This window comes from Novosphingobium sp. LASN5T, from assembly GCF_003856955.1.
Taxonomy (GTDB): Bacteria; Pseudomonadota; Alphaproteobacteria; order Sphingomonadales; family Sphingomonadaceae; genus Novosphingobium.
In genome coordinates this window covers 100,521-112,591 of sequence record NZ_RQSI01000004.1, presented here as the reverse complement: position 1 = coordinate 112,591, position 12,071 = coordinate 100,521, and the positions used below count along the sequence as shown (strand labels likewise).

At 67.5% G+C, this 12,071-nt stretch carries 13 protein-coding genes; 3 read left to right on the top strand and 10 right to left on the bottom strand.

The annotated features are described in order from the left end of the window. Nucleotides 1–5: 5 nt before the first annotated feature. The 3 genes from trpS to secB are packed head-to-tail and all read right to left on the bottom strand — an operon-like array spanning nucleotide 6 to nucleotide 3,182. Nucleotides 6–1,022: a tryptophan--tRNA ligase gene (trpS, locus tag EH199_RS04885; protein WP_124808149.1), complete on the bottom strand. Its 1,017-nt coding sequence runs from the start codon at nucleotides 1,020–1,022 to the stop codon at nucleotides 6–8. Nucleotides 1,023–1,032: 10 nt separating this feature from the next. Further along, entirely contained in the window at nucleotides 1,033–2,604 is a 1,572-nt protein-coding gene (gene murJ / locus EH199_RS04880; protein ID WP_124808148.1) for a murein biosynthesis integral membrane protein MurJ, read from the bottom strand. A gap of 53 nt (nucleotides 2,605–2,657) precedes the next feature. After that, nucleotides 2,658–3,182 (bottom strand): protein-export chaperone SecB, encoded by a 525-nt coding sequence (gene secB, locus EH199_RS04875; RefSeq protein WP_124808147.1) that lies wholly within the window; start codon nucleotides 3,180–3,182, stop codon nucleotides 2,658–2,660. Nucleotides 3,183–3,452: 270 nt separating this feature from the next. Here secB and EH199_RS04870 point away from each other — a divergent pair, with 270 nt between their 5' ends. Genes EH199_RS04870 through EH199_RS04860 form a run of 3 tightly spaced genes read left to right on the top strand, consistent with a single transcriptional unit; the run spans nucleotide 3,453 to nucleotide 5,908 of the window. Further along, nucleotides 3,453–4,133: a Tim44/TimA family putative adaptor protein gene (locus tag EH199_RS04870; protein WP_148092131.1), complete on the top strand. Its 681-nt coding sequence runs from the start codon at nucleotides 3,453–3,455 to the stop codon at nucleotides 4,131–4,133. 6 nt (nucleotides 4,134–4,139) lie between these two features. Further along, the gene (locus EH199_RS04865) at nucleotides 4,140–5,318 is read left to right on the top strand and encodes a murein transglycosylase A (protein WP_190287134.1); all 1,179 of its coding nucleotides are present in this window, start codon (nucleotides 4,140–4,142) and stop codon (nucleotides 5,316–5,318) included. Further along, nucleotides 5,315–5,908, top strand: a complete 594-nt coding sequence (locus EH199_RS04860; RefSeq protein WP_124808145.1) for a Smr/MutS family protein — start codon at nucleotides 5,315–5,317, stop codon at nucleotides 5,906–5,908. The genes EH199_RS04865 and EH199_RS04860 overlap by 4 nt, the downstream gene beginning before the upstream one ends. 25 nt (nucleotides 5,909–5,933) lie before the next feature. Here the strand turns inward: EH199_RS04860 and dapE are convergent, their stop codons facing one another. The 7 genes from dapE to rnpA all read right to left on the bottom strand — a co-directional run bounded on the left by dapE (nucleotide 5,934) and on the right by rnpA (nucleotide 12,057). Continuing rightward, on the bottom strand, nucleotides 5,934–7,058 hold the full coding sequence (gene dapE, locus EH199_RS04855) for a succinyl-diaminopimelate desuccinylase (RefSeq protein WP_124808144.1): 1,125 nt from the start codon (nucleotides 7,056–7,058) through the stop codon (nucleotides 5,934–5,936). 54 nt (nucleotides 7,059–7,112) lie between these two features. After that, a complete protein-coding gene (locus tag EH199_RS04850) occupies nucleotides 7,113–7,793 on the bottom strand; it encodes a glutathione S-transferase family protein (RefSeq protein ID WP_124808143.1) in 681 nt (226 codons plus the stop codon). Between the two features lie 206 nt (nucleotides 7,794–7,999). Further along, nucleotides 8,000–8,584, bottom strand: a complete 585-nt coding sequence (locus tag EH199_RS04845) for an outer membrane protein (protein WP_124808142.1) — start codon at nucleotides 8,582–8,584, stop codon at nucleotides 8,000–8,002. A 269-nt stretch (nucleotides 8,585–8,853) separates the two neighbouring features. Continuing rightward, the gene (yihA, locus tag EH199_RS04840) at nucleotides 8,854–9,537 is read right to left on the bottom strand and encodes a ribosome biogenesis GTP-binding protein YihA/YsxC (RefSeq protein ID WP_124808141.1); all 684 of its coding nucleotides are present in this window, start codon (nucleotides 9,535–9,537) and stop codon (nucleotides 8,854–8,856) included. Then, nucleotides 9,534–11,315: a membrane protein insertase YidC gene (gene yidC, locus EH199_RS04835; RefSeq protein WP_124808140.1), complete on the bottom strand. Its 1,782-nt coding sequence runs from the start codon at nucleotides 11,313–11,315 to the stop codon at nucleotides 9,534–9,536. Before yidC ends, yihA begins: the two co-directional genes overlap by 4 nt. Before the next feature lie 77 nt (nucleotides 11,316–11,392). Then, complete coding sequence (gene yidD / locus EH199_RS04830) at nucleotides 11,393–11,605, bottom strand: membrane protein insertion efficiency factor YidD (RefSeq protein WP_124808139.1); 213 nt, start codon at nucleotides 11,603–11,605, stop codon at nucleotides 11,393–11,395. Beyond that, nucleotides 11,602–12,057, bottom strand: coding sequence for a ribonuclease P protein component (rnpA, locus tag EH199_RS04825; RefSeq protein ID WP_370449661.1), 456 nt, complete (start codon nucleotides 12,055–12,057; stop codon nucleotides 11,602–11,604). Before rnpA ends, yidD begins: the two co-directional genes overlap by 4 nt. Between the last annotated feature and the right edge of the window lie 14 nt (nucleotides 12,058–12,071).

Below are 12,071 nucleotides of genomic sequence, written 5' to 3'. Positions count from 1 at the left end.
ACCCGTCAGCGTACCAGCCCCAGCGCCGCGTAAGCCGCGTCCAGCGTCGGCACCGCCAGCGCCCGCGCCTTTTCCGCGCCCTTGCGCAGGATGGCGTCGAGCGCCGCGCGATCCTCGCGCAGTTCGCGGTAGCGGGCCGCCATCGGCGCCAGCTTCTCGACCAGCAGTTCGCCCAGCGCCGGCTTGAACGCGCCGAAGCCCTGCCCCGCGAAATCGCGCAGGACATCGGCGGCAGTGACGCCGGCCATCGTCGCGTAGATGCCCACGAGGTTCGCCGCCTCGGCGCGCCCGGCCAGCCCTTCGACCTCGCCGGGCAGCGGTTCCGGGTCGGTCCGGGCCTTCTTCACCTTCTGCATGATCGCGTCGGCGTCATCGGTCAGGTTGATGCGGCTCATGTCCGAAGGATCGGACTTGGACATCTTGGCCGAACCATCGCGCAGGCTCATGATCCGCGCCGCTTCGGGCGGGATGATCGGTTCGGGCAGGGTGAACACCGGCGCTTCTTCCGATGCGAAGTCGTTGTTGAACTTCTGCGCCACGTCGCGCGCCAGTTCGAGGTGCTGCTTCTGGTCTTCGCCCACGGGGACGTGAGTCGCCTGGTAGAGCAGCACGTCCGCCGCCTGCAGCACCGGATAGGTGAACAGCGCCACCGACGCGCCTTCGCGGTTCTTGCCGGCCTTGTCCTTCCACTGCGTCATGCGGTTCAGCCAGCCCATGCGCGCGGTGCCGTTCAGCAGCCATTGCAGTTCGGCATGCTGGGGCACCTGCGCCTGGTTGAACAGGATCGACCGGTCCGGATCGATCCCGCAGGAAACCAGCGCGGCCACCATCTCGCGCGTGTTGGAAGCGAGTTCCGCCGGGGTGTGCGGCATGGAAATGGCGTGGAGGTCGGCCAGGAAATAGAGGCAGGTCGCGCCCTTGGCGGTCCATTCGTCCTGCATCCGCACCCAGTTCCGGATCGCACCCAGGTAATTGCCGAGGTGAAGATTGCCCGTGGGCTGGATACCGGAAACGATACGCATGGAACGTGCCTTATGTGGTGCGCCTGCGCCGCAGGAGAAGCCGCAGGTCGTCCTTCGAGAATGCCCCGAGCAGGACGGTGGCGAGCCCATAGACGACGCCGCCCGCCGAAACCAGTGCGGCCAGCGCCAGGCAGCGCACCATCCACGTCCCGTGGACGTAGGGCGTCAGCGCATCCTGCGTCAGCCACAGCACCACGCCCATCGCCAGCGCCGCCAGCGCCAGCCGGGGCGCCCGCCGCCGCAGGCGCGCGTCGGCGGCGAAATGCCCGCGCGCGACCAGCGTGCGATAGAGCAGCCAGACGTTCACGGTGGACGCCAGCGCCGTCGCCAGCGGCGGCCCGATGTGCTTGAGCGGCACGATCAGCAGCAGGTTGCCAACCAGGTTCACCACCATCGACAGCGTGGCATAGCGCACCGGCGTCTTCGTATCCTGCCGGGCATAGAAGCCGGGCGTCAGCACCTTGACCAGGATGTAGCTCGGCAGGCCGATCGAGAAGGCCGCCAGCGCCTGCGCGGTGAAGTGCGTGTCCTCTGCCGTATAGCGGCCATAGCCGAACAGCGCGGCCGCGATCGGCTCGCCGCTGACCACCAGCGCGACCGTAGCCGGCAGCGTCAGCAGCAGCGCCAGCTCCATGCCCCGGTTCTGCGTTTCCATCGCCTCCGCCTCCACGCCCGCGCCAAGCTGGCGCGAAATGGTGGGCAGCAGCACGGTGCCGAGGCCGATGCCGATCAGACCCAGCGGCAACTGGTTCAGCCGGTCCGCCATGTAGATATAAGTGACGGACCCGTGGGCAAGCAGCGAGGCGGCCAGCGCGGTCGAGATGACGAGGTTGATCTGCACCGCGCCCGCCCCGGCGGCGGCTGGCCAGATCAGCGCCATCAGCCGCTTCACGTCCGGGTTCAGGCGCGGCAGGCGCAATCGCAGGCTGACGCCGTTCTGGCGGCAGGCCCACGCGAGCCACAGCAGCTGGAGCAGGCCCGAAACCGAAACCGCGATCGCCTGGTTGCGCGCGGTCACCAGCGGATCGTGCGAATGGAACAGCAGCAGCGCGGCGATCAGCGTCAGGTTCAGCAGGATCGGCGCGGCGGCGTTGACCCAGAACTTGTGCAGCGAATTGAGAATGCCGCCGAACAAAGACACCAGGCTTATCAGCATCAGGTAGGGGATCGTGATCCGCGAAAGCTGCACCGCGAAGGCGAACTGATCGGGACTGACCCCGTTGAACCTGCCCGAAAGCAGGAACGTGACCGGCCAGGCGAACACTTCGAGCAGCACGGTCATCGCCAGCAGCACGGGCAGCAGCACCGCCAGCGCCTGTTCGGCGAAATGCAGCCCGTCCGGCAGCCCCCGCCCTTCCGGATCGCCAACCTTCTGGTTGAACATCGGGATGAACGCCGAGGCGAAGGCGCCTTCCGCGAACAGCGCGCGGAACATGTTGGGCAGGCGGAACGCGACCAGAAACGCGTCCGACGCGAAGCTGGCGCCGATATAGCGCGCGAACAGGCTGTCGCGCACCAGCCCGAGCACGCGGCTGGCGAGCGTGAGCCCGCCGATGGTGCCGGTGGCCTTGAGGAGGTTCATGGCCTTGTCATGGCCGCTTCAGGGCTCCGCCCGACCGACCGGCACGCGCCGGATCAGGCGTTGCCGACCGGATCGCCCGCGCCGGCTTCCTCGGCCTGGCGCTGCGAAAGCTGCTGGAGATAGAGCCCGTTGAAGTCGATCGGCTCCAGCATCAGCGGCGGATAGCCGGCATCGCGCACGGCGTCGGCGATGATGCGGCGGGCGAAGGGGAACAGGATGCGCGGGCCTTCCGCGTACAGGAACGGATGCGCCTGATCGTCGGGCACGTTGCGCATGCCGATCAGGCCGCCATAGGACAGTTCCACCAGGAACGCGGTGCCCTGCGCGCCCTTGGACGTCACGTTGATCTTCAGTTCGATCTCATGGACGTCCTGCGCGATGCTGCGCGCGCCGATGTTGAATTCGATCTGGATATCCGGCGCGTCCGTCCACTGGTAGCTTTCCGGCGCGTTCGGATTTTCGACCGAGAGATCCTTCACGTATTGCGAGATCAGGCCGATCGCCGGCGCAGTATCCTCGCCGTTCGGGGCCGGCTGGCCGAGGTTCAGATCGCTGATGATATTGCCTTCGTCGGCCATGTCCGTGCTTTCCTGCAAGAATTGCGGTTCTTTCCGGCGGGCGCGTAGCATCATGGCGCTGGCGCGGCAATCCGGGCCGGGACAGGGACGTTGCGAACCGCACGAAAGCGGCGTTGCAGGCGTGTGACACCTCTTTCACGAAAACGGCCGCGTGACGGAAACGGCTGGTCGTCCATATGTTGTTCATTTGTAATTCGTACCTATTTGAGGCACGATGAACCGGCGTCGGGGAGATATGGCTCCCGGCGCCCGCTTCTTGGGACAATGAGTGTGGTTGTTGAAATTGTCATTCTGGCGATGATCGCGGCTTTCCTCGGCCTCCGGCTCTATTCGGTGCTGGGTCGCCGTCCGGAACAGAACGAGGAACCGCTGCGCCGCCGTGTGGAACAGCCCGATCCGTCCAGCGCGCCGCGCACCCTGGCGCCCAAGCTGCCGGAAAAGGCGACGGTCGCCCTCCGCCCGCAGACCGCACAACCCGTTGAGTTCACAGGATTCGACCAATCGGCAGAGGCCGGCATTCGGGCCATCATCGGCGCCGACCGCCGGTTCGATGTCGGCCTTTTCCTGGTGGGTGCGCGCGGCGCTTATGGCATGGTGCTGGAAGCGTTCTGGCGCGGCGACAAGGAAGCGCTCGGCCAGTTGTGCGACCGCGATGTCTACGAAGGCTTCGCCGCTGCGATCGATGCGCGCCTCGCCGCAGGCGAAACGCTCGATTCGCGCCTGATCCGAATCGAGGAAGCGAAGATCGTTTCCGCATCGTTCGACGCGCCAGTTGCCCGCATCACGGTCCGCTTCACTGCGGATATCGCGTCGGTTACCCGCAATGCCGATGGCGTGGTGGTGGCCGGCTCGCTTGATGACGCGATCGAAAGCCGCGACCTGTGGACGTTCTCGCGCGATCTGACCTCGCGCGATCCGGACTGGCTGCTCGACGAAACCGACGAGGGGTAATTTCCCATGCTGCGGCGCCGCACGGCGGGCCTGCTTCTGGCACTGGCCCTGCTGAGCGGGTGCGTGCGGCTGATCCCGGGAACCACGCCTCCCCCTGTACCGCCCGTCGGCACCACTGCCGCGTCGTCCACCCTCATCCCTGGCCCCCACCCCGGATCGCTGGGCATGGACGCGGGGAGAGCGTCCGACGCGCTCGCGGCCTTCGTCACCAGTTGCCCGCGCCTTGTGGCCCGGGCCGATACCAGCGGCCTCACCCGCCCGCAGGACTGGTCGGACGCCTGCAACGCCGCCCCCGGCTGGCCCGCCGCCGACGCGCGGCGCTTTTTTGCCACGTTCTTCGAGACCGCGAAGATCGCCGACGGATCGGCGTTCGTCACCGGCTATTACGAACCGGAAATCGCCGGGGTGCGCACGCGTCAGCCGGGATTCGACGTTCCCGTCTATAGCCTGCCGCCGGACCTTGTCCGCGCAAAGCCCGGCGATGCTCCGCCCCTGCCCGACGGGCTGCAGCCCAAGGGCCGCTATGACGAGAGCGGGCGGTTCGTGCCCTATTACAGCCGCGCCGAAATCGAGGACGGCGCGCTCGCCGGCAGGGGACTGGAACTGGCCTGGGCGGCCGACCCGATCGCGTTCTTCTTCCTTCAGATTCAAGGATCGGGGCGGCTGCGCGCGCCCGATGGCTCCGTCATCCGGCTGGGTTATGCCGGACAGAACGGGCTGGACTACACCGGGATCGGATCTCTGATGCGCGATCGCGGCCTGATCGGAACCGGACCGGGCCAGTACCCCGGATCAATGCAGGGCATCGTCCAGTACCTGCGCGATCATCCCGCCGAAGGCCATGCGCTGATGCGCCAGAACGCGAGCTGGATCTTCTTCCGCGAACTCACCGGCCCCGGCCCGGTCGGCGCGCTGTCCGTGCCGATCAGCGGCAGGACCACGCTCGCCGCCGATCCGGCCTTCGTCCCACTGGGCGCGCCGGTGTGGCTCCGCACCGACCGGCCGGAAACCAACGGCCTGTGGGTGGCGCAGGATACTGGCGGCGCGATCCGGGGCGCCAACCGCTTCGACAGCTTCTGGGGTGCCGGCGCGGACGCCGCGACCATCGCCGGCGGGATGAGCGCGCATGGCGAAGCGCTGCTGCTGCTGCCACGCGGCACGCTGGAGCGGCTGGGGCGCCGATGAAACCGCCGCGCGGCCTGTCGCCCGAAGAAGCGGCGCTCTGGCGCAAGGTGGCCGAAACGGTCACGCCGCTGCATCCTGCCCGGCGCGCGCCACTGCCATCGCCGGACGCGGCGGACACGCCCGTTTCCGCGCCGCCCGCACCGGTCCGGAAGGCGAAAGGCCGTGTGCCACCGCCCCGGCCCGTTCCGGCTCCGGCACCGGCAGCCGCTCCCCCGCCGCCGACCCGCAACGGGCTCGATTCGAGCTGGGATCGCAAGCTGGCGCGCGGCACGATCGATCCGGACGTGACGATCGACCTGCACGGCATGGGGCTGGACGCGGCGCATGGCCGTCTCGTCAACGGCGTGGGGCAGGCACTGGCGATGGGCGCGCGCGTGATCCTGCTGGTCGCGGGCAAGCACCGGCCGCGCGACGACCATGGCTTCCACAGCACCGACGGACGCGGCGAACGGCGCGGGGCGATCCGCGCCAAGCTGCTCGACTGGCTGGCGGCCAGCCCCTATGCCGAAAGGATCGCCGCCGTCCGCCCCGCGCAACAGCGCCACGGCGGCAGCGGCGCGGTCTACATCGTCCTGCGCCGCGCGCGGTAAGGCCGTGGCCAGTCAGGTTCGGTAGTCAGGCCAGCGCCGCGCGCACCACGCGATCGTAGATGCGGGTCAGCACGGCCAGGTCTTCCATCGCCACCGCCTCGTCCGTCTTGTGCATCGTCGCGTTGCACAGGCCGAATTCGATCACCGGACAAACCGCGCGCAGGAACCGTGCATCCGATGTTCCCCCGCTGGTGGAAAGCTCGGGCGCAAGGCCGGTTTCCGCCGCGATCGCCTCGCTCAGCAGTGCCGAGAACGCGCCGGGCAGCGTGATGAAGCTTTCGCCCGAGATCACCGCATGAACTTCGACGCGGTGCCGTTCACCGATAGCGTTGACCCGGCCGACCAGTTGCTCGCCCGAATGGAGATCGTTGAACCGGATCGAGAGCCGCGCGGTGGCCTGCGCCGGGATGACGTTGGTCGCCGGGTTGCCCACGGTGATGTCGGTGATTTCCAGGTTCGAAGGCTGGAACCAGTCGCTGCCCTGATCCAGCTCCAGCGCGTCCAGCTCGGCCAGCATCGCCACCAGGCGCGGGCAGGGATTGTCGGCGAGATGGGGATAGGCGACATGGCCTTGCGCCCCGCGCGCCGTCAGCCACAGGTTGACCGATCCGCGCCGCCCGATCTTCACCGTATCGCCCAGCCGGTGGACCGAGGTCGGCTCGCCCACCAGGCACAGATCGGGCTGCGCGCCCACCGCGTTCATGTGTTCGATCAGGGCCACGGTGCCAAAGCGGGCCGGGCCTTCCTCGTCCCCGGTGATGATGAAGCTGATCGTGCCGGCCTCGGCCGGAATGGCGGATACCGCCGCCACCATCGCCGCGATCGAGCCTTTCATGTCCACCGCGCCGCGCCCGTACAGCAGATCGCCGCGCCGTTCCGCCACGAAAGGCGCGCTGCTCCAGCCCTCGCCCGGCGGCACTACGTCGACATGCCCCGCGAAGGCGAAGTGGCGGCTGCCCGGCGGCCCCTCGCGGATCGCGAAGAGGTTTTCCACCGGCCCGTCCGGCGGATCGCCAGCGATGAAGCGGTGCACCGCGAACCCCAGCGGTTCGAGCATCGCCTGAAGTGCATCGAACACCAGCCCGGCGGCCGGCGTGACGCTGGGGCATTCGATCAGGCGTTCGGCGAGAAGGACGGGATCGGTGGTCATCGACGCGGCCTTACGCGATGCCCGCGCGCTTGGCGAGCCGGGAACCATCCGCAATCACGCGGCGGCGGAAGGCCCGTCGAACTGTTCGATCGTCCATTCCTCCTCGCTGGCGGCGGCCACCCAGGCCCGCACCCATTCGTGATCCCAGATCGCCTGCATATAGGCCACGGCGAAGCCGGGCACCGGCACGCCATAGCTGAGGAAGCGCGAGACGACCGGCGCGTAGATGATGTCAGCCGCGCTGAACGTGCCGAACAGGAACGGCCCCCCCTTGCCAAAACGCGCCCGCGCTTCGGCCCACAGGGTAAGGATGCGCACGATGTCCGCCCGCACCTCGTCGGTCACGGCCACGCCCTGCCTCCGCTTGCGGATGTTCATCGGCAGTTGGCGGCGCAGCGGCAAGTAGCTGGAATGCATTTCGGCGACCATCGACCGCGCCATGGCCCGCGCATCATCCGCGCGGGGCCAGAACCGTTCGCGCCCCACCTTGTCGGCCAGGTATTCGATGATGGCCAGACTGTCCCACACCACCGCGCCATCCGGCCCGTCACCGTCCCACAGGATCGGCACCTTGCCCGACGAGGGCGCGAGATCCTCGGCCTTGCGGGCCTCGTCCCAGTCCTCGCCATAGAGCGGTACCGTGATTTCCTCGAACGCCAGGCCCGATTGCTTGCAGGCCAGCCAGCCCCGCAGCGACCAGCTCGAATAGTTCTTGTTCCCGATGATGAGCTTCATGGCCGCCCTTTCGCACCTGCGGAGGGCGTAACCGTTCATGCTGGGCCTGTCGAGCATGAACGGGCGAGCGGCCGACTGGCGCAATTGTGCCTTGCAAACAATCATAAAGCCGGGTCGCCCAGCGGCGCCCCGGCTTTATCACGCCCGCGAACCAGCCTTCGCGGGAAAGGCCCGGAAGCGCCCCGCAAGACACTTCCGGGAGGTGTTCAGAAGCGATAGGCCACGCCGGCCAGGACCTGATGACGATCCCACTTGCCGGTGCCCTGGCTCGCATCGTTGTAGCGGTATTCGAGCCGGGTCGAGAAATGCGGCGTCAGCGAGCGTTCCACGCCGCCACCGACGACCCATGCGTCACGGTCTTCGCCCGCGTTGACATTGGCCAGATAGGTGCGGGCGCGGATGCTGGAATAGCCGCCACGGGCATAGACCAGCGTCTTGTCGTTGACGAGGTAGCCCGCGCGGACGGTCAGATCGATCGAGCGCTTCGGATCGATGGTGACGCCTGGGCCATAGACGTTGTCCTGGATGCCCCAGTTGATGCCCGCCTCGGCGCCGACGACGACCTTCGGGTTGATCTTGTGGTCATAGCCGATGAAGCCGCCCAGCTCGAAGGAATCCTTCTTGCCGTTCACGCCCACGGCGCCGACATCGGTGTTGATCCCGCCGATCTTGTCCTGGTTCCAACCGGCCTGCACGCCCACGAAGGGCCCGTTGAAGGGTTCGGCCGAGGCCGGAGCGGCCAGCCCGATTGCCAGTGCGGAAGCCGCGGCGGAAACAAGAAAAGTCCTCATATTCAATCTCCTGCAAGACGAGGCGCGTAGCTCAGCGTCTCGGCGGCCCATGTAGTGCGGGCGCAGGCGATTGGGATTGGCATTAGGTCGAAGAAGATGTTCGACCTTTCCCGAACTTGACGGGTTTGCGACGAAGCCGGGATTGGCGGTCAACCCGGCGGAGCGCAGGAAAATCGTCTGCGCGTATTTTGCACCTGCCGCACCCGGGCGCGCGGGATCACCGCCGCGCGGCGCCGCCATGCGTCCCCCGAAGGACGCCAGACATGCGTTCAGATTTCGGAATCTTCCAGAACGGCCGCGCGCAGATCCTCGATGCCCAGCTTCAGCTCGGACGAGGTGACCAGCACTTGCGGGTAGGCGGCCGTGCGCTTGCGCGCCGCCGCCTGGGTATCGGCCAGCACTTGCGCCAGGTCGGTGGCCTTGATCTTGTCCGCCTTGGTCAGCACCACGCGATAGCCAACGCCCGCCTCGTCGAGCATCTGCATCATCTCGTCATCGACCGGCTTCACGCCGTGGCGGCTGTCGATCAGCAGCAGCGTGCGCTTCAGCACCACCCGGCCACGCAGGTAATCGCGCACCAGCCGCCGCCATTGCTCCACCACCTTGGGCGGGGCCTTGGCGAAGCCGTAGCCGGGCATGTCGACCAGCCGCAGGCGTGTGGGTTCGCCCACTTCGAAGAAGTTCAGTTCCTGCGTGCGCCCCGGCGTGACCGAGGTGCGCGCGATCGACTTGCGGCCGGTCAGCGCGTTGAGCAGCGAGGACTTGCCGACGTTGGACCGCCCGGCAAAGGCGATCTCCGGCACTTCGGGATCGGGCAGGAACTTGAGCGCCGGGGCGGACTTCAGGAAGTCCACCCGCCCGGCAAACAGCAACCGCGCGCGTTCCAGAAGGTCCGCGCGGGCTGCCTGCTCCTCGGGCGAGAGCGCGGGAGACGAGAGCGCGGGTTCGCTCACCGCGCCTTCGGCTTCTTGTCGCGCGCGGCGGCGCGGTCGATGTCCTGCTGGTCCTTCGACGCCTGCGCCTTCAACTGCGGGTGGCGGCTGTAGAGGTACTTCTGCTGCCCGATGGTGAGCAGGTTGGAGGTGATCCAGTAGATCAGCAGGCCCGCCGCGAACGGCGCCATCACGAACATCATGATCCACGGCATCATGCCCATGACCTGCTGCTGCGCCGGGTCCATCGCCGCCGGCTGGAGCTTGAACTGCAGCCACATGGTGATGCCGAGCAGGATCGCGAGGATGCCAATGCCGAGGAAGCTGGGCGGATCGAACGGCAGCAGGCCGAACAGGTTCAGCACGTGCAGCGGATCGGGCGAGGACAGGTCCTTGATCCACAGCACAAACGGCTGGTGGCGCATTTCGATGGTCAGCACCAGCACCTTGTACAGCGCGAAAAACACCGGAATCTGCAGGAAGATCGGCAGGCAGCCGGCAAGCGGGTTGACGCCTTCCTGCTTGTACAGCGCCATCACTTCCTGCTGCTGCTTCTGCTTGTCGTCCTTGTAGCGTTCCTGGATCGCCTTCATCTTCGGCTGGATCGCGCGCATCGCCGCCATCGAGGCGAACTGGCGCTGCGCCACCGGGAACATCATGCCGCGCACGATCAGCGTAAGCAGGATGATCGCCACGCCAAAGTTGCCAACGGTGCGGAACAGCGCATCGAGCAGCCAGAAGATCGGCTTTTCGAACCAGCGGAACCAGCCCCAGTCGATCGATAGCGACAGGTTGGTGATCCCCGCCTTCTCATAGCGTTCGAGCGTGGCGTTTTCCTTGGCCCCGGCGAACAGGCGTACGGTCTGGCTGGCCTGCTGCCCCGCCGCGACGGTGACCGGGTTATAAAGCAGGTCGGCGCGGAACAGGCCATCGCCCAGCGCGCGGAAATCGCCCTGCGCCTGCGTGCCGCCATCGGGAATCAGCGCGGAGAGCCAGTAGATGTCGGTAAAGCCGATCCAGTTCGGCTTGCCCTTGGGCGTGACCGTGCCCGTGCCGATCACATCCTTGTAGTTGTTGCTGAAATCGACCGAACCATCGAACGCGCCGATCGGCCCGGAATGCACGTTCCAGGTATCGAGGCTGGCGGTGCGGTCGGTCCGGTTGACGAGCGCGAAGGGGCGCACCACCACCGGCGCGCCACCCGCGTTGGCCACCGTCTGCGTGGCCGTGACCATATAGGCATCGTCGATCGCGTAACGGATCGCGAAGGTCTGCCCCGTCGGGTTGGTCCACTTGAGCGTGACCGGGGTCTGCTGCGTCAGCTTCCGGCCATCTGCCTGCCAGACCGTGTTGGCATCAGGGGCCTGCACGCCCTGCCCGACCCAGCCGAATTGCGCGAAGTGCTGCGCCGGCGTGCCGGCGGGCGAGAACAGGCGGACAGAGGCGCTGTCCTTGGCGATGGTCTCGCGATACTTGTTGAGCGTGAGGTCATCCAGCACACCGCCGACAAGGTTGATCGAGCCCTTGACGCCCGGCGCCTCGATCGCGACGCGCTGCGGCGAGGCAAGCGCAAGCTTGAGGTCCTGCTTTTCCAGCGCGACATCGGCGGGGTTGAGCAGGCCACCTTCGCGCGTGGGCTTGGCGGGCCGCGCATCCGCACCGGCCGGCGCCGGGGAAGCGCTGGCGCTGGCGACGGGCTTGGCAGGCTGCGGGAAGAAATACCGCGTGCCGAGATCCCAGCCGAGCAGCAGCAGGGCCGTGAGCGCCACCGCCCAGATCAGATTGCGCTGATTTTCCACTCTGCCTCGCGTTCTTGTCTTTGCTTGCCTTGCAGGAAGATGCCCGGTGGACCATGCGACCGCCGGAACATCGCGTCTCAGGGCACCGGATCGTAGCCGTGGCCGCCCCAAGGGTGGCAGCGCAATAGCCGCTTCGTCGCCAGCCAGCCACCCCTAATCGCGCCGTGCTTCTCGACCGCCTCGATCGCGTATTGCGAGCAGGACGGCATGTAGCGGCAGGAGGGCGGAAGCACCCGCGAAGGGCCAAGCTGCCAGCCCCGCGCGATCAGGATGAGCAGGCGTTTCATCATGGCCGGCGCTCTTTGCCGCCCGTTGCCTTGCCGCCCGTTGCCGCGCCGTCTGCCGCCTTGCCGCCGCGGGAGCGCCGGCGTGGCGGATCGCCCTTGCCGGCGGCGGCCCGTGCCAGCGCCTGCGCCAGTTCCTGCCGAAGCAGCGCGAAATCCCGCTCGACCCCGCCTTCGCGGCCGATCAGCACGTGGTCCGCGCCGGGCACACCAATGGCCGGGAGCGCGTCGCGCAGCAGTTCACGGAACCGGCGCTTCATGCGGTTGCGGACCACCGCGTTGCCGATCTTCTTGGTGACCGTAACGCCGAACCGCATCGTCCCTTCGGGGTGAGAAACGGGGTTCACCAACAGCACGAATCCGGGCCTTGCGACCCGGATTCCGCGATTGGCTGCCAGGAAATCCGCACGCTTCGCCAGCGTGGCGGGCTGCTTGCGCGGAACAGCCGGACCGGGCACGTCAGCCCGGATGC